Genomic DNA, 21,343 nt, shown 5'->3' on the forward strand with positions numbered 1-21,343 from the left:
AGCAGCAGGCGTGGCAGTACTTTGCATGGGGGTAGCATCAATTGAATGCATTTGAGCCTTTCATTGTCCGTACCTGCGAGGCACCCTCCAGAGAGCAGCCGCGTGTTCGCGGCTAGGACCCGAGCCCGGGTCAGCCGTTCGCGCCCTTCGAGATCTGTGACCCTTTCGGAGTACGGAAAGCGATCATCCGGTGTTCTACAAACAGTGGACGTCCGCTTCAGATCGAGGGTTGCCCTTCTCCACCCCCGATAAATCTTCCTTATCGCGCCAAGCAACGCTGCAGTGGCTACTGCAGCCAATGAGCTCTCGGAAACAGGCGCTGGCTGCCATGCAGGAGCCACCAGTGCAGGATCGATGACTGCTGATGCTCGCCGGCGATGTGCTCGAGGACGAGTGCTGCAGCCGACGATGGCGGCCGAGAAGATCGGCGCTACACGCAGGATGGATGCGAGTCCTACTGTACGGTCTTTGCAGGAGACGATGCCAGCTCGGCCTCCTGTACGGAGGCTTCCAGCAGGGCCACGTAGGTATCAAGGCGCACGCGGAGGCCGATCGTTACCCAGGCAAGCAGATAGAGGAGAACCATTGCAAAGATGAGCACCGCGCCCGCCCAGCCGACATCGAAGACGCCAGCCCAGTTTCCTTGCTTCCAGGCCCGATACTGTACATAGAACGCAATCAGCAGCGGAAATGGCCCAAGCCGCTGCAACCCACCGTATACGAGCCCCATGCGATCAATCATGCCCGTTCGCAGAGTACTGACGTACCTGAGGCGTTGCTCGCGTTCACTTCGTGGGAATTTGCGGATTTCATCAATCACGGATTGCCATTGGGAGAATTCGCCATCCATCTCCTTGGCATGCGAAAGCCTCGGTTGGATGTATTGGCGAAACTGCCTTCGTGCGGAAAGTGCCCAGCCTAGGATGAAGCCGCCTATCTCAATGAACAAGCAGATCAGAACCAAGGGCAGCACCATGCCAACGGGAATCCACTGCTCCGGCATCAGGCCACCCAAGAGGCCAATGGCAGCCGCTGCCATGCCCACCCGGAACGACCACCTTTCCAACCGGCCCGCCTTAGGGTAGATGCTCTGATCGATCAGTCCCTGCACACGCTCGTAAAGCCAGTGGAAAGTCAGTTCCTGCTGGTTGATGTTTGCCGGCGTATTGAATCCGCCCCCTGCCTGCATGTCCATTGCGTCCCCTGCCCCGCCGGCGATGATGCCGGCGGCATCATCGTAGCCGAGGTGTGCGCCGGATGGCGCTTTGCCGGCAAGCGGCCGGCACTTCCCTTGGTTTGCTGACTCCAATGGATTGGCTCATCACCACCTGGCGCTATTGAGCCCCGACGACGCCAACCGAACTCAACCTTCACGGCTACCACGGCACCCGCCACGCTGGTCCTGTAAGCGATCCAGACCTACCGCGTCGAACCCTATGTGTTGGCGGCCGATGTATACGCTGGTTCTCCGCACGTCGGGCGAGGCGGCTAGGTCTAGCACCCTTGTTTCGTGGTAACCGGCACTGCGTAGGGGCAGCCTACGCTGCATGTGGATGGCGTGTTGCAGCCGGAGCTCAGCGTCCTCCTCAGTGAGGACGCCCATCACTATCGCGCTGCGCTGGACGTGGCGGCAGCCCCGGGATGAACGTGCGCCCCGAACTACAGGCAGAACTTGATGCGCTGGCCGAGATGCTAGCCCACTGGCTGGCGCAGGTGCGCCATCCGGTACAGTTCTGGCCGCAGTTTGAACGGCTGGCTGCGGAGATCCTGGACCAATGCGCAGACACGGAGAGGCGCCACGCGCGTGCGTGCATGCATCCAGGCGATGCTCAAACGCCATGCGCTGGAGCTCCTGCCCTGGCACGAACGTGACGACTGACAGAAGCTCTATCCCCTTGCCTGTCCACCAGCAGCTTGTCTGATCAGTTGGGTTGCCTAGGAGCGGTCGCACTAATGAGTGTGCGAGTCCACCCGCCGCATCTGCGACACGGCGATGGCCACATCGCGGCAGGCACCCAGGCGGATCACCCTGCCGCCCTTGGATGCATCGTTGCTGATCACGCCCGTCACCTCGACCAGCTGCCCATCAAGCTCGCCGGCACGTTCCAGCAGCGCGTCGTACAGGGAAAGCGAGAGGCACCGTGGCGTCTGCCAGCGCTCATGGTCGACCTTGGTTGCCCATAGGTTCCGGTCTTCGTGCGGCAGGGAAACCCAGCCGCGCAGGGTGATGGTCTTCCCCTCGAATGTCTGCGGTGCCGCAGCGACCTGAAAGAACAGGGGATCGGCAACGGCTTCGCGCTGCAGCGACGATGCTGGCGAGCAGGCCACAAGGCCCAACGAACAACACAGTGCCGTCAGTTTGAACAGCGGGTTCATGCTCATGGTCTGGCCTCCGGTTTCATGAGCTCGGGCTGGGTCTGTTGCCTGTCCAGGCTTCTCTGCTGCAGGCGGATTTTCCGCGAGGTCATCCGCCCATTGAGCATCCGGAACTGCAGGCGACCGCCGACAATTTCAGTAACCCCGACGCGTCCGGTACTGACCACGCCGTTGGGAAGCCCCTGCTTGAGGGGCGCCGCGTCTGCAGGGCTGACAACACCATCGGTCCTACCGTCGATATGACCATGGATGACGGCCTCGGCGCCCTTGGGTACGGCAGCGGATGCGGAGTCGGTTGTTGCGGTGCTCGCCGTGGTTGCGTTGGCAGCCAGTTCCACCTTGTGGTCTCCACCTTCGGTCGCCACCACGAAGCCGATCTTTTCGACGCTGCCACCCTCCTTGACCGCCACCACGCCCTTCTGGCTCACCATCGTGCTGCCGACTGACGTCGAGGCCTGTGAGGTCTGCCCTGTCGATCGGCCTGGATGCAGTTGCTCTTGCTGGATCCAGGGCAGGCACTTCGGCCATCCGGGTCGAAGAAGCGGTACGGATTGCTGTTGGCATACCGGTAACGATTGAAAGCACTGAGCGGATTCTCACGTGCCGTTACCGGATCGGCGCTGATGAACACGCCCAGGGCTGGGTCATAGTAGCGCTGGCCCATCTACACCAGGCCGGTATCTGCATCGGTGAGATGCCCGGAGTAGCCTGGCGTCGACGCAGCCGGGGCGATTCACCCGTGCCGCCTCAATGTCAGCAGATGCGCCATGATCGCGTCGATGCCGCTGGTGAAAAAAGCACGGGTATGGTGAGGGTGCAGCGTTTGATATGGCGCCAATAGCCCCGGATTGCGCTTCGCTCCATCCGGGCTATGGGTGACTGAATGCCAGGTTGCCTGGTCGGGTGCACCGATTCTCTCGCCGCGCGCCCCCTACTTCACAAACACCGTCGTCCGCCCCACTCCTGCATTTCCGTGCTTCCCATCCCATGCATGCACTTCGATTTCATGGATGCCAGGCTCTTTCGGGACCATGACGCCTCTGTACTGCCCCGTCTTAGCATCGAAAGTCATCTCTTTGGGCGGCCGGGGAGCACCATTCACCGTGACCTGATAGCTGACCGTCGTTTCATCGGCGCGCCACGGCCCGTTCTCCGTCAGAGCGCAGCCACACATCATGGTCACTGCCGCGTCCACCGGCACCATGCTATTGCGATCCGCCCAACGGAACGCGCTCGGCGAAACCAGGTCCACGACCAGCCCGGGCAGTTCCAGCACCCAGCCGTCCCCTTGGGTGAGGTCGTGCCCCGGGAGAATCCACTGTGTGCTGGTCACCGTCGTCGCGGCCTGCGGCTGACTCAGCGGACCGGTTACCGTAGCGGTCACGCGGCGCGCTCGGTCTGTGGCCAAAGACGCGCGGAATACAGCGGAATCTTCCGTCGAGATGACCTTTCCGTCGCCGGTGCCAGCCAGGATTCTCTGGGTATCGCCCGTGGTGCCCTGCGTCAGCCCTTGGGCAAGAACCTCGCCGGTGTCGGCATCCGTGAGGACGACCCGCACCGAATCGGCGTAGCCGCCAATGAACTTGGCGCCACGCGCAAGTACCCGCACATTCACCCTCGTGTGCAGTTGACTGTCTGGATTGACCCGGGAAACGGGGTTAGTGATCTGTTCGTTGACGGGGGGCGCTGCAGTCGCAGGCAACGTAGCCAGGGGCAGTGCGCCGAAGATGGCAGTGAACACGAACAAACGTCGCATCGTGAGGGCCTTCATCCATGGAGATGGTGCACTCTAGGAACGCATCATGGCTGCGGTCAAGTGCATCCCCCCAATCCCGGGAAACTGAGTGCGAAGCCATCGCAGTGCCGGCGCCACGGCGCGCAGCGCGTACGATGCCGGTGGCGTGCGGTCCACGCAGAGGTGGCGAGCGGGCGTCGCGGCAAGCGGCCGCGCGTTTCAACGCAGAAGGCTGACATTGTCGGTATCGCAGCGCCTGAGATCATCCCGATCCGCCTGACTGACTGCGCCGCGGCGCAGCCACTCGGGAACGCGCGCCATTCCTCCGCTGTTGCCTGCAATCATCGTGAATGCCGTGGGCTTCAGCAGCAGTTCGATCACGGCCAGTCGGTCGAGCCGGCCGAGCTCCCGGTAGCTGTCCTGCAGGTCTGCGCGTGCGAACAGGTCATCGAGCTGGACGGCGAGGTCGCGGTATTCCGCGCCGATTGTCCCGTCGATGTCGACGAGAACGCTCCGGCCCACCAGGTTCAGGCTTGCCACCGCCGCATGCGCGTAGCCGGCATCCAGCATCATGTGTAGCCCCCTTGCGAGACGGTAGGCCTCTACGATGGGATGCATGTAGGCATCGGCATTGATGGACCTGTGGCTGATCTCATTGCCGGCTTGGCCTGAGACGCTCCCGTATTGATGTGAGCCGAGGTCCAGGCTGAGTGCATCCATGAGGGTAGCGCCGCGATCGAGGTCTGAACGGTCCTCGCCCCAAAGCCGCTGGAGCAACTCGCGCCCAAGGAAACGTGTGTATTCACCGAGCGCGTGGTACAGCCATATCATCGCAATACCCGTGTCGGCAAGGTGCGCATGCAGCCTGCCCAGCCCCTTGAGGGGATCTTCCAGGTGATGCATCACTCCACTGGAGATGATCACATCGAACTCCATTCCAAGATCAAGCTCCAGCAGGTTGCATTGGCGGAACTCGATATTCGCGATGCCATTTTCCTTGGCCATCGCTTTCGCCGCGTCCAGCGATGCAGAGGTCATGTCAACGCCGATCACGTGGGCTTGCGGGAACATACGCGCAACGCCATTGGCACGCTGGCCTGTTCCGCAGCCCGCGTCCAGGATCCGTTTGCCTGCGAAGTCCTCGTCTGGAAACAGTACGCTCAGCATGTTGCCGTTGTCCCGGATCAAGCCCTTTCCGACGATGGGACTTGGATACGGGAACTTCTCATACATCTGCTTCACTTCAAGTGTGGAGCGGCCGTGCGTTGTGATGGCGCGAAGCCGACCCCGCGTAGCGGCGTCATCCACAACAGCTTCGTCCATGATCTGTGGTGTGCGTACGAAAGTGTGTTCGTCCTGCATATGCGGTGTCCTTGATTTTGGTCGGTCGAGCAACAGGCGGCGGCGAGGCATGGCGCGCAGGGTTTCCGCGGCGGGTATGATGCGGAGAGGAACAGCATGGATTGCGGGACTGGCTGGACAGTCCGTCGCGCACCACCCACAGGTACTGCAGGAGCCCACCCCGTTGAGCGCAAGCCGCTGGTTCATTCGACCCGTCCCACGCCCCCTTGCCGAGGTGAGACTCATCTGCCTGCCGTATGCCGGCGGGTCGGCAGCGATCTACATGCCGTGGGCATCCAGCCTGCCGGACAGCGTGGAGCTTGTCTGCGCACAGCCTCCAGGACGGTCTTCCCGCATGGGCGAAGCCGCACACGCCACCATGGATGCCATGGTGGCGGATTTCGCCACGGCGTTCGCCGGTCTGCGCGACAAGCCCTATGTGTTGTTCGGTCACAGCCTGGGAAGTCGGGTGGCCTATGCATTCGCACGTCAGTGCGCCGTTCTGGGAGTGCCTGGGCCGGTGCATCTGATCGCATCCGGCAGCCGTGCGCCGCACGTTCAGTCGACGCGAACGAGCATCCACGACCTGCCCAAGGATGAGTTTGTGGCAAAGCTGCGCGAGCTGGATGGCACGCCCGAGGAGATCCTGGAGAACGCAGAACTGCTGGACCTTTTGATTCCACTCCTTCGTGCGGATTTCAGGATCGCGGACATGTACCGTGCGGCCGTGCGTCCACTGGAATGCCCGCTGACGGTCCTCGCGGGTGTTGATGACCATGAAGTGGCGGCAGTGGACGTCGATGCCTGGGCCGAACTCACCACCGCAGGGTGTGACGTCCACTGGCTTCCTGGTGGCCACTTCTTCATCAACGAGCATCGCGCCGCCGTGCTTGCCAGGGTCAACCAGGTCATCGGGCGCGCAACAGGGTCGCTGATGGCGTAGATGCCGCGCTGACCTGCAACGTTGTACCCATGCACCAGCGACCGGCTGCAGGCCGTCCTTCAATGGCAGGGTGACGCAGCGCATATCGTGAGCGTTCCGTGGTGGATGCCCGGCGTCTGGGGTGCGGGCGACGTTTCGTGACGCCCGCCTCCGGCCCCACCTCTGCAACGCGACAGTGATCTGTCTTCCAGGTGGGTCAATATGCTGCCTCGAACACAATTCGCTCCTGTGCGCCGCGGGCAGAGTTGATGACACCGTCATAGTTTCCATCGACAGGCATCATCCTGATCCAGGAGCCGCCGAAGCGTTCCCCGAACTGGAACACGCCCCAGACGAAGTCGAATACCTGGCGCGAGCCGGGAGCATGCCCGTAGAAGCGCACGGACTCGCAGTACTCCTGGGCGATCCAGAGCTCCGGGCGTTCCAGCGTCCCGAGTTTGGCCGCCCAGTCCTCGGCGGTCATGAAGCGCCCGACGTAGACGTCGATGCCCTGCATTCCATCGCATTGTTTGACAACGTAGTCGTCCTTCCTTGTCAGCAATTCGACCATCAGTGCGGGACGGTACAGCGGACCACCCATTAGGAAGGTCCGCGGCACGTACCGCGTGACCAGCGCGGCATCGGCCGCGGGCAGCGCACCAACCTGCACTGCGTGATGTAGCAGTGCCATGGCACGTTTATCGGACAGCACCATATTGGTCGGAAAGTCCGGGCATGCCAGCCTTCCAGCAAGCATGCTGCGCAGCAGTTCCACCGGCGCAGGTGGCTCGCCACTCAGGTCGCCAAATGTGACCAGGTGGATTCTGTCTCCGTCATGGAACGTGCCCTGGGAGGTGACTTCCAGCTCATCGAATGTTGCAAAGAACCGAATGCTGGCATCCACCCCCGATTCCGCAACGGCCTCGCCGATGCAGTGATGCAGGAATTCACCGTACATGTCAGGGTCGAAGCCCTTCCGCACCTTGACGAGGATGATGCGCGGCGCCGCGTCCTGTATACGCGCGGCAGACTCGATCAGGAAACGGAAGAAGGTGACAGGTGTGTTGCGGCAGTTCACGCTGTGCTGGTCGAAGAATCCGCGATATCCCGGGTGGTTCCGGAAGGTTTCGTCCATCCACTGGATCTGCCAGCCACCAATGGACGTGCCTACATTGACCTCCACCAGCTTGAGGCCGCTCGCGGTCAGGACCGCATCCGTGCGGAAGCAGATGTCGGAAAGGTTCAACTTGCCAAGGAACAGCGAGCAGCGCACGGTGTCTATGCCCATCGCTGCAGCCATGCGTGCTGGATCATCGTTGAATATTCCGCGGATAGCGGCGTATGTGATCCGCAGAATGTTCCCGTTCATTTCCTCCATGTTGGCCACGAACGCTGGCGACACGAAGAATGGCCAGGAATTGATCGGGTACTGGTATGTCCGCATGAACTCGGTGGTTGCAAGCTCGCGGAACGGGATCGCGTCGGAGATACGATGGGTGTCGATGTAGCGCTCGAACTCCCTGTTCAGCAGTGAAGCGGCGCATCCATTGTTTTCAATCAGGTCCATCATCGGTCATCGCTCGTGGTGGCGGTGGGCAGTCGTTTGCCGTGGAGAGCCTGAACGTCGGGCGCGTGCAGATCCGATCCGGCTGGTGCCAGAAGGCCGTCGCGCGTGGAGGCCGCGTCGATCACCTCTCGAAGGCGACCACTCTCCATGTAGACGATACGATCGGCTTCGCCGAAGAAGCGATCATCATGACTGATGACGATGACGGCCTTTCCGCGCGCCTTGAGGTCGTGGATGATCCTTCGGTAGAAAATCTCCTTGAACGAGGGATCCTGATCGGCGGCCCACTCGTCGAACAGATACAGCGGCTTGTCCTCGATCAATGCGGCCAGCAATGCCAGGCGCTTGCGTTGCCCGTCCGACAATGCGCGGGTGGAGAACCTGCGGCCGACGATGGACAACTTGCCCTCCAGCTTGAGCAGGCTCATGTACTCACGAATCTTCTCGTCCTCGTCCAGGCGGGGATCACTGAGCAGGCGGTCGAACAGGTGGTAGTCGGAGTAGATCGAGCACACCTGGTTGCGATAGGCCCCGATCGTGGCGTCGTCCAGCGTCTGGTCGCCGAACAGCATCTGGCCGTTACTGGCGCGGTAGTGCAGGCTGATGAGCTTGCTCAGGGTCGATTTTCCGGAGCCGTTTCCGCCAACGATGAACGTCACCTCGCCTCGTCGGATGTCGAGGTCGATGGGCCCGACATGGAACCCGGGGTCATCGCCATTGCCTGAATGGGAGTACTCGAGGCCGCGCAGCGTCAGCATGGCCCAATCATCCGGCGCAGCGGCGGCAGCCTCCGGATAGGTCTCCGACGGAATCGAGGCAAGCAGCGTATTGACCTTCTTCAAGGAGATACGCGCCATGAAGACGGCCGGCACTGTATTGATCACCAGCGCGATGGGCGTGGTGATGTAGAGCATCGCCATGATCACGCCCGTCAGCGTGGCCGCTGTCAGGGCGTGATAGTTCACGAAGACGTACGCGATGACCCCGATCACCAGGAAGCTGATCATGTCGCCATAGTTGGCGGCGAGCCGTACGATGGTGTTGCCCGTCTTGTCCGCCCGCATGACGGCGTACTCATTGTCCATCAGCACGTCGGCGAAATAGCGCTGCTGTTTGACGCGGTCCAGCTTGAGTTCCTTGGCACCGTTGATCAGCCCCTGGATCGCGTCTTGCAGGGGGTCGATGCGCTCGCGGGATCGCTGGAAGTAGCGATTGGCAAGGAACATGGGGATCTGGTAAGTAATGGCGCCGAATGCGATGGCCTGCAGCACGAGCATGAAGACCGGAAAGTCCAGGTAGCTCATGAATCCGAGCATGCCGATGATGGTCACTGCGCTGATCAGCAGGTCGGGCAGCACCCGCGCACCGAACACGATGCGTCCCACGTCGGTGGTGATGGCGGCGATCAGACGGGCAGACCCCATGCGCTCGAGGTCCGCGATGGGCGCCTGGCTGATGCGCTCGTACAGGGTGCGACGCAGCTCCGTGGTGACTTCCATGGCGACGCGGAGGAGCGTGATCTGCGAGAAGGAGCGCAGGAACAGCACACAGGCGCAGAGTACGAAGAACACCATGGCCAGCTTGTGCTGGTGCACTTCCACACCCAGGAAGACGTGGGTGTCTGCACCGCTTGCGGCCCCCTCGGCGCCGCCAATGCCCACCTGCACCAGCGGGATGAGCAGTGAGTAGCAGACCCCGGACAGCGCGCCGAACAGGATGGACAGGAATATCCTGTTCGGGGCGCGGTGGATGAACAGCTCAAACAGTTTCACGGTCGGCCCTCGCTGTTGCTGCCTGCGACAAGCAGGGTCTGGCGTATTGCCGACGACACGGCGTCCGGTTGTTTCAGCGTGTACAACTGCGCCGCCGCGAAGGGCTCGAGCATGTCATCGAAGTGTGGGCTCATTGGGTTGCCGGACTGCCCGGTCGAGTTCATATAGGCATGCTGTCCGCCCCCCTGCCCCATCACCATGACCTGGCGGAACACGGCGCCGAAGTTCTGTTCGAAGCCCTTCATGGGCCGGTAGATGCCGGCCGCGACGTTGACAGAGTTCTCCGAGCCGGGGCTGGGCAGGCGCCGTGCGAACACGCGGTCCAGTAGGTTCACGTCGCCGAACGGCACGTGGTTGAATCGGGCACGATGCAGGCGCCCCCATTCCCATCGCGCGTCGTCGCTCTCGTACTTGTCAAGCTCGCGCAGTGCATCGTCGAAGGCGAGCTGCATGGTGCGAGCACAACTGCTGGTGCCGTCTGCAGCGCGCTCGCACCATGCCGGATCTGGCGACTGGAGAAGCTGGCGGATCTGCAGCGGCGTCACGCCGGCCACATAGCCTCGCAGTGCATGCGTCTGGTCAGTGGCCCCCTGGCCGCTGCCGAGGTGATCCAGCAACAGGCGGCTACGCAGATTTTTGAGCCAGAAGTTGAAGATCGCCGGCGAGCGCTGGTCGGCCCCCATGCGCCCGTCCCAGTGCTTCAGCTCCTTCATGAGGCGGGTGGAGGCGAGTTCCGGCGAAACATGGCTGACGAGGTAATCACGCAGTGCCACCGCCTCTCGGTCCAGTGTGTCGGCCTGCATCAGGCGAGTCTGCTCCACGTCCAGCGTGCCGTTGCGCGACAGCGCCTCCTTGATCATGACCGTGATCCGCTCTGCACGTGCAGGCGGGGCCCAGTCGCGTGAGATGAAATGGGGGTAGCTGTCTGCCGCCACGCGGTTGTTTGCACTGACGATGATGCCACCGGCAGGATTGAACGACCGCGGCATGTCACTGAACGGCACGTAGCCGTTCCAACCAGAGGACGAGTCCACGCCCGGCGCCGGCATGCTGCCGTCGCCGCTCCCCCGTACCGGGATGCGCCCTGCGGCGACGTAGCCGATGTTACCGGCATCGTCGGCGTAGACGACATTGATGGCCGGCGTGACCACATGGCTGAGCGCGGCGTTGAATTCCGTCCAGTTTCGCGCGTACGCCAGGCGGAAGATGCCCTCATAGGAGGTGTCACCATCGTCCAGGCCCGACCATCGCAGGCTAACAGGCTGGTCGAACAGGCCCGCGGCATCGCTGACGACGGGGCCGAAACGGGTGCTGCGGATCTGCACGCGTGCGGGCTCGCGCGGCGCGCGAAGGGACGACGGGAAGTCGGCACGCACCGGGATTTCCTCCTGGCGCACCGTCATGTCCAGCCATTGCCCATCAAGGCGGTAGGCGTTAGGTCGCTCAGGATGCGTTTCCAGTACGTAGAGGTCCTGGGTATCGGCCATCATGTTCGTCCCCCCCCACGCGACGTGACGGTTGCGGCCGAACACGATGACCGGCAGGCCGACGACCGACATGCCCGACACCGAGAAGCCGGGAGCCGACAGCTCAGCCACATACCACGCCGAAGGCATCTGCAACGCCATGTGGGGATCGTTGGCCAGCAGGGGCGCACCATCCCGGGTCAAGGATCCTGACACCGCCCAGGCATTGCTGCCGACATGCGGGCCGCCGTGCCCAAGCGTCTGTTCCAGGTGCAGCCCCAGGCCCGACAACGCCTGCATCGGCTGGTGAAGCCCCAGCGTGGTGGGTGCGTCATCGGGGTAGGTCCGCTCCAGCAGTGCCCATTGCCGCTCCGGAAGATACTTCCGGGCGAGGTACCGGTCGGCCTCCGCGCGCATACCGTTGGACTGGTTGAGGCTGAAGACCTTGAACCACGCCAGCGAGTCGACGGGCGTCCACGGCTCGGGTGTGATGCCCAGCATCAGGAACTCCGGGGGAAGCGTCGCGCCTTCAGCCAGCCGGGCATTGATGCCGTCGGCATAGGCCTGCAGCGACCGCTGGGCCTCTGGCGCAAGTGCCGGCCAGGCGCGCTGTGCCGCACCACGCACATCGAGCGTGCGCATCCATGTGTCACTCTGCAACGCCTGCTGTCCCAGCACCTCGGCAAGTCGTCCCTGCGGGATGCGCCTGGCCATCTCCAACTGCCATAGACGGTCCTGGGCGTGCAGGTAGCCCATGGCGAAGTACGCGTCCATGTCAGTTGTCGCGCGCACGTAGGGAACCCCGTGTGCGTCGCGGCTGATCTGCACATCGCCGGCCAGCCCGTGCGCCACATGGTGGGTTCCGCTCTGCGGGAGGCTCTGACGCAGGTGGACGTAGCCGAGCCAGATGCCGATGGCAATGGGCAGGCAGACCCACAGTACCAGGCGCCACAGTAGTGGGTGGCGGGTCAGGATGCGCATGCATTCCCCTCCATGCTCGATCCGCATCGCGGCGCGTCGCCGTGCAGCTTAGGATCTGGACGAAGGCTGCCGATCACAGCGCCGCCACCGCAGTCTTCAGCTGGTTCAGATGCGGAAGATTCTCAAGCACCACACGCGGATCGATGCCGAAATCGACCAGGCATGCGATCTCGTCCACGCCGATCGACCGCAGTCTGGCGGCGAACTCCAACGCGCTGTCCGGCGTACCCAGCAGTGCACTGGTTGCGTGGTAGCGGTGGAATGCATGCTCCAGCAGCGTCTCCATATCGCCGCTGCCAATACTCTTGGGATCGATGCCAACCTGGGAAGCAAGGTTGCTCAGCAGGTCGATGGACTGCGACAAATAGCGCTTGAAAGGTTCCTTTGCGACCTGCAGGACCTGTGCCTGATTGGAGGAGATGAACGTGTGGATCATCACGGTGACCTGCCCCGGCGTCGTGTATCCGGCCTCCGCCCTCGCCTTGCGGTAGATCTTGATCTTCTCTCCCAGCGCGTCCGGCGTCTGTCCAGTGAGGTGGGATAGCACGTTCGCCCCGATCCTGCCCGCCGATTCAAACGTCTGCGGACTGGTGGCGGCGGTTATCCAGATCGGAAGTTCCGGCTGGATGGGACGCGGCAGGCAGCTCACGGCGATGTCGTCGCCGGCACCGTTGCGCCGTGTGATGGTGCCACCGCTCCACAAGGTACGGATCTGCTCGATGCCGTCATACATGAACTGGTGTCGCGTGGGATAGACATCCGGGGCCAGCACGAAGTCGTTGGGCTGCCAGCCGGACGCAAACGCGACACCAGCGCGGCCATCGGACAAGTTGTCCACGACCGCCCATTCCTCTGCAACGCGCAGTGGGTCGTTCAGTGGCAGCACCACACTGCCGGCACGCAGCGCGACGTTGCGGGTCACGGCAGCCAGCGCGGAGGCCATCAGCGCCGGATTGGGATAGAGGCCACCAAACCGGGCAAAGTGTCGCTCAGGCGTCCACACGGCCTCGAACCCGTGCTCGTCTGCAAACCGCGCACCATCGAGCAGCAGCCTGTACTTGTCGCGATCACTGCTGCCCTCATCGCTGGAGAAGTAGAACAAGCTCATCGACGTGGGACGCTCGCCACCCGCACCGCCGCGCCTGTGGTCGGATCCGGCGAGCAGCGCCTGCTCGATATGGTCGCGCCGCTGCTTCAGCTCCAGCAGCAGGGATCTGTCCTTCGGCGGGCTCCTGACTTCGATGTGCAATGCACCGTCCTCGATCTTCAGGATGATGTCCTGCTCTGCGCAGCGTTTGATGATGTCGTCGACGCTCATGGCACTGTGTCCTTGCGAGGATGGCGGTTCAGGATGCGTGGGCCGGGACTGCATTGCCCCGGACGGGCCGGCTGGCCGCCAGGTAAGTGGAGAGTCCGGCGATGGTCTGATGCATGTACAGATCACGAAGATTGAGCGCTGGCAGCCCCCGCTCGCGCGCCTTGGACGCCATGCGGATTGCCACCAGGGAGTTGCCACCAAGATCGAAGAAGTTGTCGTGGCTGGTCACCGGAGTGGAAAAAAGCTCCTGCCAGATGTCCACCAGTACCCCGGTCATTGCGTCCACTGGAGCACCACCAGCGATACCCGTACCGTCACCGTCACTGACACCTTCCACGATGCGCGTCGCCGTGTGTTCTGATGCCTGCTCGCCCCGCCCGCGTGTACCGCGCCCTGCCGATGCGACGACGCGCGCGGCCATCGCGACCGCGTCGGCCTTGCCATTGATGGTCAGCGGCACCGACGGTATTGCGGCGATGGCTGCAGGCAGCATGTGGTCCGGCAGACTGGCCTGTGCCAGGTCCCACACCTTCTCGAGTGTGGCGCCGGCGAGCACGACGTATGCATCAATGCGGGCAGAAGCCTCGTCCGCAGCATCCCGCTGCACGAACACCACGGCGGCATCCGCAACGCCAGTACAGCCCATGAGTACCGAACGGATCTCGTCCAGTTCGATACGGAAGCCTCGCAACTTGATCTGGTTGTCCAGCCGTCCCAGGTGGATCAGCTCGCCATTCGGGAGCAGTCGACCACGGTCACCGCTGCGATACAGCAGCCCTGGACCGAACGGGTTGGCCACAAAGCGTTCGGCGGTCAGCTCAGGCCGTGCGTGGTAACCCAGCGCCACACCGGCACCCGCCACGTGGATCTCACCGTCGACGCCGGGCGGAAGCAGCGCCAGATCGGGGGACAGCACGTAGGCCTGCCAGCCTGGAATGGGCCTGCCAACCGAGCGCGATCCTTCAAGCGCATCCAGGCGGCGAACCGTCCTTGCCGTGACATGGACGGTGGTCTCGGTGATGCCGAACATGTTGACAAGTCGGCACTGATGTTCCGGGTGGCGGTCGAACCACGGTAGCAGGCGCCGTGCATCCAGCGCCTCCCCGCCGAAGATGACCAGCCTCAGATGCGGTCCTATGGGAAGCTCTGCCTCACGTGTCATCAGCTGGTTGAATGCCGACGGTGTCTGGCTGAGTACCGTGATTCCACGCGCGTTGATCTGCTGGATGAACGCTGCTGGATCACGTGACGCCTCGTGTCCGATGACATGGACGCAGGCGCCGGTGAGCAGCGCACCCCAGATCTCCCACACCGAGAAATCGAATGAGAACGAGTGGAAAAAGCTCCACACATCATGAGGCGCCAGAGCGAAGTCGTCGCGCACCGCACTGATGAGCGCATGAACGCTGCGATGGGTCACGCGCACACCTTTGGGGCGCCCCGTGGATCCTGACGTGTAGATCATGTACGCCGCCGCGTCAGGTGTCAGATCGTCTCGCGGCAGCACAGCGATGCCAGTACCAGGCTCAAGCAGTGCGGCAAGCGTCGCGACCGGGCACGCGACGGCATCCATCACCCCCTCATCCTGCACGACGAGCAGGCACAGGTCCGCATCGGCGCAGGTCTGGATGATGCGGTCAGCGGGATACTTCGGATCGATCGGTACGTAGGTGCCTCCGAGAGCCATGACCGCGATGGCAGCGACGATCATATGGCGTGAACGGTCCACGCACAGGCCGACATGATCACCCTGCCGTACACCACGTCGCGCCAGCTGCGACGCGACGAGCGCCACGCTGTCCTGCAGTTCCGCGTAGGTCATCGTGGCAGCATCATCGCTGATGGCTACCGCACCAGGCTGGCGGACAGCCCAGTACGCGATGCCGGCTTCGATCCGCACCGGCGGCACTACCGGCATGGCGTTGCCGGCAGCAAGCGCGACCACGTGCCGGTGCTGCGCGTCATCGAGCAGCGCAAGGGCATCAAGGGGTGTGCCTGGGGCGCTCATCAGTTGTCTGGCGACGGTGGCAACGCACTCCAGAAAGCAATGTGCGTCAGCGTCGCCCAGCATCACGCGGTCGTACCTCAACCCGACCCGCGTCTGTCGTGTGCAGGTGGCGATCTCCACCAGCGCGGGGTACGGTGGCTGCAGGAATGGAAGGTAGTCCAGCGCCTCGGTGTCCATGATGTCGAGCGCCTGGGCGTCCTGCACAACGATGCCAAGCCAGTCAGTGCTGTCAATGCTGGGTTGCGTGCTCGGCCAGGAAACGGTCCGGGACAGCAAGGCCTTGCAGTGGCGTCCATCAGCGCTGATGGTTCGTCGCGTCCAGCCACAGCGCCGCGCGTCGCTGGACGTGTCCACATCGGCAAAGACCCGAACGCTTGCCGCGGCCTGCCGGGTGAATGCGAGGATCACGCGGGTCAGTGCCATTGCAACAACCTCCGCCGGCGCCGAAAGCGTTACAGGTCCCTGGTAGCCGAGGCCGGTGTCGTTTCCGTTGCGGCCTGCGTACCAACGGGCCACGGGTGCGACACAGGATGTTTCATCGGTGCCGAATTCCACAGCGATGCCGGTTGCTACGCCTGCGCCGTGCACTGCGGAACCTCCGGCAGTCGCTGGTAGTGTTGCCTCGCGGAGTGCGGAGCCGCTGAGATGGTGCGCGAGTCGGATCAGCGCCTGCAGGCTGGCCGTGTCCCTGCAGGCGGTGATGAAGAGGTCCCAGCTCCCGCTGGTGTAGATGAACTGCACCACGCGTATCGTGCCCGCGAGCGACGGGGAAAGTCGACGTGACAGCTCCCGCGCTGCCAGCCCTTGTGCCGTGTTCTCCGCATGCGGCAGCGTCTCGGAGAAGAACACCACTGACGCAGCCTCCCAGCCCCTACCCTGTTCTGCTCGGATGAGCGCGGCCGCCCGCTTCCGGGCATGCAGGGGGCAGCACGTGGGCGGCAACCTGACGCGCAGAGCGTGAGCGTGGCCGGGGTCGTGCCTTGGAGCGTCAGGCAGACCTGGCGGATGAATCGTCGCGGCGGAGAGTTGCATGGAAGGCATGAGTGTGTCCTGGCAGCTGCCGTGGTGTAGGTGCGGGTGGCGCTCAGCGCGCCGTGAATCCACCATCGACCGTCACGATGCTTCCGGTCACCCGTTGCGCTGCGTCGGACGCAAGCCAGACAGCGGCCTCGGCGACATCCGCTGGCTCGACCAGCTCGTTCATTGGCTGGGCCTGGGTGAATACGTGCTCATAGCTGTCCACGTCCACATCGAGCGAGCGGGCGATCTCGGACAACATCCTGCCCTCCACATCCGGGCAGTCACGTACCGATCCCGGACAGATGGCGTTGACCCTGACCTTCAATGGGCCGTAATCAAGCGCTGCGGCGCGGGTCAACCCGATGATGCCGTGCTTGGCAGCCACGTAAGCCGAAAAATTCCGATATCCGACGCTGCCGGCAGTGGATGCGATATTGATGATGCTCCCGCTGCGCTGCGATGTCATGGCCTTGCCGAGCGCTTTGGTCATTCTCCAGGCACCACTGAGATCGATGTCGATCATCAGGTTCCACTCATCCTCTTCGATGTCGTGCACGATCTTCCCCGAGGGCGCTGCAATGCCTGCGTTGTTCAACAGGATGTCCACCCGGCCGAAGCGTTGCAGGGCGGCGTCCCTGAGGCGGTGGAGCGCGGCCATGTCGCGGACGTCTGCGGCGATGGCCAGCACCGCGGCACCGTTGCGCCGGCAGAGCTCAGCCGTTGTCTGCAGTTGATTGGAGCTGCCAAGGGGGTATGGCACTCCGTCGATCTGTGCGTCGACATCCGTCAACACCAAATCGGCACCTTCGCGAGCAAACACGCGTGCGCATTCCCGCCCCAGCCCGCGGGCCGCACCGGTCACGACGGCGACTTTTCCGGCGAGCCTCATCGAGCGTCGGCCACAGCAGGTACCGCACCACGCAAGTGCGCGAAGCGGCTGATGAGCTGCAGCAGCGGCGCCGGATCGTCTACGAAGTACATGTGGCCACCTGGCAGCGTGTGGTGCGTGCAGTCCGCGCTGGTGGCGCCTCTCCAGCCGCTGATCTGATCGGCGTTGACGAGTGTGTCATCCGCGCCCCGCACCGTGATCAGTGGCACGGAGAGGCCCGCGCTGTCACGGGGGAGGTAGTCCTCGTGCATGCGGACATCCGCGCGCAACACCGGCAGCAGCAACTCGCGCATCATCGGGTCGTCGAGCGCTGCGTGACGATATCCGGAGAAACGGGACACGCTGGCGATGAACCCGTCATCGTCATGCTGATCGGACGCGCGTTCGCTACGTGGGCTCCAGGGAGCTGGCGACCCGCTGGCCACCACACCCAGCAGCGGATAGTGCGTGGATGCCTCGAGGCGACGTGCCAGTTCGAATGCCAGTACTGCGCCGAGGCTGTGTCCGAAGATCAGCGCGGGCGCGTCGGCGTCATCGTCGAGCAGCGTGGCGGCCAGTTCGTCCGCCGCGGCATGGACGTCCCCGTAGAGCGGCTCGAGGAAGCGCTTCTCACGCCCGGGTAGCTGAAGTGCCAGCGGCTCCAGGCCATCTTCGACCCCCTTCCATGCATTGAAGAAGGAGGCGCCGGCACCGGCGAAAGGGACGCAGATCAGGCGGGTAGCTAGCATGGATTCATCCTTGTTCCATTTCCAGGATTGCGACAACACGGTCAGTTCCGAGCGGTTTATTCCGAACGCAACGCAGCCACCGGCCAGCGATTGATGATGGTGCGCAGCGTGAGGTAGCACGCCGCGGCCACCGAGGCGACGATGACGATGTAGCCGGTGATGCCTGCCGCCCAGGACAGCGGAAGCTCATAGCCGGCATAACGTGCCAGCAAGCGGTCGGCAGCAATCAGGATCGCCAGGCTCGCGATCGTCCCGTAGACACACAGGACCAGGTTCTCCAGGTAAACCATCTGTGCGATGCGGGCCGGGGCGGCACCGATGGCCATGCGCACACCCAGTTCGTAGCGGCGCAGCAGGATGCCGTAATTCAGGACGCCGTAGATGCCGACGCTGGCCAACAGCACGGTCAACACGCCAAGGCCGATGGCCACCCACACGATGAAGAGGTCTTTCAGGACCAGCCCGTGGTAGATGTCGTCCACCCGCTCGTACTCGTACAGATTGTATTGGCTGTTGACCGCTCCCAGGACGTCGAGGAACTCCTGACGGTCCAGAGTGCTGCCTTCGTTGAGCTCCACGATGAAGCGCAGGCCGCTGTAGCGGGTTGCGTAGAGCCGCGGGGTGGCCGGCGTACGCGGGATGCTCACGTCACGCACCACGCCGATGATCTGGTTGGGCTTGAACTCGCCCTCGCCATCACTCTGCCAATACACGTACCGGCCGACGACGTCGCCGTCGGGCGCAATGCGTGTGGCCATTTCTTGGTTGACCAGCACTTTGGGGGCACTGCTGTTCACATCGTCGCGGCTGAAATTACTGCCGCTGACAAGCTCTTCACCCATCACGGCCAGGTAAGCATCGTCCACGAGGTTGGTGGCTACCGACACCGTCTGGGTGCCGGCTGCATCCAGCTTGACGGAACTGGTCCAGCGGTTGCTCATCATCGGCACGAACAGCGCGTTGCTTACCTGCTTGACCTTTGGAAGTTGCTTCAGCCGGGTAGTGAGGTCTTCGATGTTGCGGATGCGCTCATCGCGGTTCGGCTGAAGTGCGCCGGTGCTCAAATTGGCAAACACCCGGTTGTGGATGCTGAAGCCAGGATCGCGGGTGACGGTCTCGTAAGACAGGCGAACGACGCTGGCGATGGCGATGAGCAGGAACGCTGCCAGGGCGATCTGACTGATCACCAGCGCATCACGCGCGCCGGCCGACACCTGCAGGCCGGAACCCTTGCCGCTTGACTTGAGTTGGGAGGCCAACCGCCTGTAATCCAGCAGGTGCGTCACCAATGCCGAAAACGCCAGGGCCAGCACCAGAACGAGGAGGATCGCCACGACCACGGTGAACGGTGAAATGGCCAATTCTGCAATGCGCGGAAGCTGTCCTGCGATCGCGTCCTTCATTGCCCAAGTGACAACACTCGCAAGCAGCAACGCCAGCACGGTGGAGGTGCCGACCAGCAGTACATGCTCGGCCAATACATGCCTGAAGATATGGGTCTTGCGTGCACCGAGCGTTGCGCGGATGGCGAGTTCGCGGAGTTGCTCGGCCGCGCGTGACAGGAGCAGGTTGAAGACATTGATGCACGCGATGACGGCCAGTGCCAGGCTGCTGGCGAGGAACAGCAGCGCTGACACCCGTCCGTCCTGTACCAGGTAGGGCTTCAGTCCTTCCAGCGATACACGGTAGGAAGCGTTGGTGAGGAAGGCCGACCCCCGTGTCTCGGCGTTGAAACGATCGCTGACGAGACTGTTGATGGACTGTTCGGTCACCGCCCCGCGCTGATCCGGCGCCAGCAGGCCCAGCAGCTTGATCTGGTCGGTGAAGGCCGACCAGTTGCCGCGGATCTCGGGCGGCCAGGTGTTGAACTCCCAGGGCAGCCAGACGTGCGTCCTCAGCCCGGCCTGGAACAGCTCCGGTTCGACGAAGCGTGCGGCCGTGACGCCGACGATGCGGTAGGAGACGTCATTGATGACCACCTTGTCCTCGAGGATGTTCTCCCTCCCGCCAAAGTGCGTCTGCCAGGTGTCGTGGCTGATGACAGCCACAGGCTCGTGCGAGCCGATACCGTTGCTCGACGAGAACCCGCCGCCCTTGGCGAAGCCCGCGCCCAGCATCGGGAAATAGGCCGGCGTGGCATTGGTGACGCGCAGCTTTGGCCTTGCGGGGATATTGGTGACGATTTCCTCGCCGTAATTCAGGATCGCAAGGTCTTCCAGTCCGGTGTCGGCCTTGTTCCTCTCCAGAAGCTCGGCAATGGGGTAAGCCACGTTGTCCGCGAACTTCACTTCGCTATTCTCGTAGACGTTGCCAACGCCGACCACCAGGCGATCCTGGGCCGGATACGGCAGCGCCTTGAGCAGGAGGATCTGGTTGAGGTTCACCATGCACAGCAGGATGCCGAGCGTGACCGCCAGGGTCAGCACGGTGCTGAGCACGAAGAGCGGCCGCTTGCGCAGGCTTCTCCATGCCTCGGCGAGCTCCTTGAGCAGCATCAGGCGGCCTCGCCCTGCGGCTGTCCGACGGTGCGCGTGTGGCTGGACTGGATCTTCCCGTCCAGCAGACTGATCCGCGTTCTGGCGAAGTCGGCGTAGCGCGGATCGTGGGTCACCATGCAGATGGTCGTGCCGGCCTGGTTCAGTTCACCCAGCAGCGTCATGATCGCGTCGCCGTTGGCGGAATCCAGGTTGCCGGTCGGCTCGTCGACGAGCAGCACCGCAGGGTTGGCCACCAGTGCGCGGGCGATGGCGATGCGCTGCTGCTGGCCACCAGAAAGCTGGTTTGGCTTGTGACCGGCGCGGTGGTTCATGGCCACCTTTTCCAGACACTCGCTGACGCGTGCCTGTACCTGCTCCGCACTGTGACGGGTGCGCGAGTAGCGCAGCGGAAGCGCGACGTTCTCAGCAACGCTGAGGCCATCGATGAGATTGAACTGCTGGAACACGAATCCGATCTTCTCGCAGCGTACCTGCGCGCCCTCGGACAGGCCCATCCCACTGACGTCGATTCCGTCCAGGAAGTAGCTGCCGGAGGTCGGGGTATCCAGCAGGCCGAGAATGGACAGCAGCGTGGACTTTCCGCAGCCCGAGGGCCCGGAGATGGAGACATAGTCGCCTTGGAGCACCTGCAGACTCAATTCCGACAGCGCGTACGTGTCCACTTCGTCGGTGGAAAACACTTTACTGAGATTCTCGACGCGGATCTTTGCATTGTTCATGAC

16 protein-coding genes are annotated in these 21,343 nt (G+C 63.2%); 1 reads left to right on the forward strand and 15 read right to left on the reverse strand.

The features are described 5' to 3' along the window. Window positions 1-454: 454 nt before the first annotated feature. The 6 genes from AC3IPM_RS09940 to AC3IPM_RS09965 form a co-directional block, all read right to left on the reverse strand. Entirely contained in the window at window positions 455-1,309 is an 855-nt protein-coding gene (locus tag AC3IPM_RS09940; protein ID WP_489303948.1) for a hypothetical protein, read from the reverse strand. 641 nt (window positions 1,310-1,950) lie between these two features. After that, complete coding sequence (locus AC3IPM_RS09945) at window positions 1,951-2,382, reverse strand: hypothetical protein (RefSeq protein ID WP_489303950.1); 432 nt, start codon at window positions 2,380-2,382, stop codon at window positions 1,951-1,953. Beyond that, window positions 2,379-2,804 carry a hypothetical protein gene (locus tag AC3IPM_RS09950; protein ID WP_236613614.1) on the reverse strand — a complete coding sequence of 142 codons (426 nt, stop codon included), beginning with the start codon at window positions 2,802-2,804 and terminating at the stop codon, window positions 2,379-2,381. Before AC3IPM_RS09950 ends, AC3IPM_RS09945 begins: the two co-directional genes overlap by 4 nt. Next, window positions 2,801-3,040 carry an RHS repeat-associated core domain-containing protein gene (locus AC3IPM_RS09955; protein WP_489303952.1) on the reverse strand — a complete coding sequence of 80 codons (240 nt, stop codon included), beginning with the start codon at window positions 3,038-3,040 and terminating at the stop codon, window positions 2,801-2,803. The genes AC3IPM_RS09950 and AC3IPM_RS09955 overlap by 4 nt, the downstream gene beginning before the upstream one ends. A gap of 267 nt (window positions 3,041-3,307) precedes the next feature. Continuing rightward, window positions 3,308-4,147 (reverse strand): cadherin repeat domain-containing protein, encoded by an 840-nt coding sequence (locus tag AC3IPM_RS09960; RefSeq protein ID WP_050570491.1) that lies wholly within the window; start codon window positions 4,145-4,147, stop codon window positions 3,308-3,310. A 183-nt stretch (window positions 4,148-4,330) separates the two neighbouring features. Continuing rightward, a complete protein-coding gene (locus AC3IPM_RS09965) occupies window positions 4,331-5,473 on the reverse strand; it encodes a class I SAM-dependent methyltransferase (protein ID WP_489303954.1) in 1,143 nt (380 codons plus the stop codon). A 79-nt stretch (window positions 5,474-5,552) separates the two neighbouring features. Here AC3IPM_RS09965 and AC3IPM_RS09970 point away from each other — a divergent pair, with 79 nt between their 5' ends. Next, window positions 5,553-6,395, forward strand: coding sequence for a thioesterase II family protein (locus AC3IPM_RS09970; protein ID WP_489304085.1), 843 nt, complete (start codon window positions 5,553-5,555; stop codon window positions 6,393-6,395). Window positions 6,396-6,591: 196 nt separating this feature from the next. Here AC3IPM_RS09970 and AC3IPM_RS09975 read toward each other — a convergent pair whose 3' ends face one another. From AC3IPM_RS09975 to AC3IPM_RS10015, 9 genes are all read right to left on the reverse strand, one after another. Further along, window positions 6,592-7,941 carry a hypothetical protein gene (locus AC3IPM_RS09975; protein ID WP_489303956.1) on the reverse strand — a complete coding sequence of 450 codons (1,350 nt, stop codon included), beginning with the start codon at window positions 7,939-7,941 and terminating at the stop codon, window positions 6,592-6,594. Beyond that, window positions 7,941-9,713 (reverse strand): cyclic peptide export ABC transporter, encoded by a 1,773-nt coding sequence (locus tag AC3IPM_RS09980; RefSeq protein ID WP_489303958.1) that lies wholly within the window; start codon window positions 9,711-9,713, stop codon window positions 7,941-7,943. Before AC3IPM_RS09980 ends, AC3IPM_RS09975 begins: the two co-directional genes overlap by 1 nt. After that, window positions 9,710-12,160 (reverse strand): penicillin acylase family protein, encoded by a 2,451-nt coding sequence (locus AC3IPM_RS09985; protein ID WP_489303960.1) that lies wholly within the window; start codon window positions 12,158-12,160, stop codon window positions 9,710-9,712. Before AC3IPM_RS09985 ends, AC3IPM_RS09980 begins: the two co-directional genes overlap by 4 nt. Before the next feature lie 73 nt (window positions 12,161-12,233). Further along, entirely contained in the window at window positions 12,234-13,478 is a 1,245-nt protein-coding gene (locus AC3IPM_RS09990) for an LLM class flavin-dependent oxidoreductase (protein ID WP_172641759.1), read from the reverse strand. Window positions 13,479-13,506: 28 nt separating this feature from the next. After that, window positions 13,507-16,338, reverse strand: coding sequence for a non-ribosomal peptide synthetase (locus AC3IPM_RS09995; RefSeq protein ID WP_489303963.1), 2,832 nt, complete (start codon window positions 16,336-16,338; stop codon window positions 13,507-13,509). Between the two features lie 232 nt (window positions 16,339-16,570). Beyond that, window positions 16,571-17,395, reverse strand: coding sequence for an SDR family oxidoreductase (locus AC3IPM_RS10000; RefSeq protein WP_489303965.1), 825 nt, complete (start codon window positions 17,393-17,395; stop codon window positions 16,571-16,573). After that, on the reverse strand, window positions 17,392-18,162 hold the full coding sequence (locus tag AC3IPM_RS10005; protein WP_489303967.1) for a thioesterase II family protein: 771 nt from the start codon (window positions 18,160-18,162) through the stop codon (window positions 17,392-17,394). Before AC3IPM_RS10005 ends, AC3IPM_RS10000 begins: the two co-directional genes overlap by 4 nt. 17 nt (window positions 18,163-18,179) lie before the next feature. Continuing rightward, window positions 18,180-20,618, reverse strand: a complete 2,439-nt coding sequence (locus AC3IPM_RS10010) for an ABC transporter permease (protein WP_489303969.1) — start codon at window positions 20,616-20,618, stop codon at window positions 18,180-18,182. After that, entirely contained in the window at window positions 20,618-21,340 is a 723-nt protein-coding gene (locus AC3IPM_RS10015; protein WP_039815255.1) for an ABC transporter ATP-binding protein, read from the reverse strand. Before AC3IPM_RS10015 ends, AC3IPM_RS10010 begins: the two co-directional genes overlap by 1 nt. Between the last annotated feature and the right edge of the window lie 3 nt (window positions 21,341-21,343).

The organism is Stenotrophomonas sp. GL_111, from assembly GCF_057835245.1.

Excerpts from the sequence above, each read along its gene's own strand:
- AC3IPM_RS09955 (WP_489303952.1), bottom strand. The coding sequence starts at position 3,040 with ATGGGCCAGCGCTACTATGACCCAGCCCTGGGCGTGTTCATCAGCGCC.
- AC3IPM_RS09990 (WP_172641759.1), bottom strand. The coding sequence starts at position 13,478 with ATGAGCGTCGACGACATCATCAAACGCTGCGCAGAGCAGGACATCATC.
- AC3IPM_RS10010 (WP_489303969.1), bottom strand. The coding sequence starts at position 20,618 with ATGCTGCTCAAGGAGCTCGCCGAGGCATGGAGAAGCCTGCGCAAGCGG.
- AC3IPM_RS09970 (WP_489304085.1), top strand. The coding sequence starts at position 5,553 with ATGCGGAGAGGAACAGCATGGATTGCGGGACTGGCTGGACAGTCCGTC.
- AC3IPM_RS09985 (WP_489303960.1), bottom strand. The coding sequence starts at position 12,160 with ATGCGCATCCTGACCCGCCACCCACTACTGTGGCGCCTGGTACTGTGG.
- AC3IPM_RS09965 (WP_489303954.1), bottom strand. The coding sequence starts at position 5,473 with ATGCAGGACGAACACACTTTCGTACGCACACCACAGATCATGGACGAA.
- AC3IPM_RS10015 (WP_039815255.1), bottom strand. The coding sequence starts at position 21,340 with ATGAACAATGCAAAGATCCGCGTCGAGAATCTCAGTAAAGTGTTTTCC.
- AC3IPM_RS09945 (WP_489303950.1), bottom strand. The coding sequence starts at position 2,382 with ATGAGCATGAACCCGCTGTTCAAACTGACGGCACTGTGTTGTTCGTTG.
- AC3IPM_RS09960 (WP_050570491.1), bottom strand. The coding sequence starts at position 4,147 with ATGAAGGCCCTCACGATGCGACGTTTGTTCGTGTTCACTGCCATCTTC.
- AC3IPM_RS10000 (WP_489303965.1), bottom strand. The coding sequence starts at position 17,395 with ATGAGGCTCGCCGGAAAAGTCGCCGTCGTGACCGGTGCGGCCCGCGGG.
- AC3IPM_RS09975 (WP_489303956.1), bottom strand. The coding sequence starts at position 7,941 with ATGGACCTGATTGAAAACAATGGATGCGCCGCTTCACTGCTGAACAGG.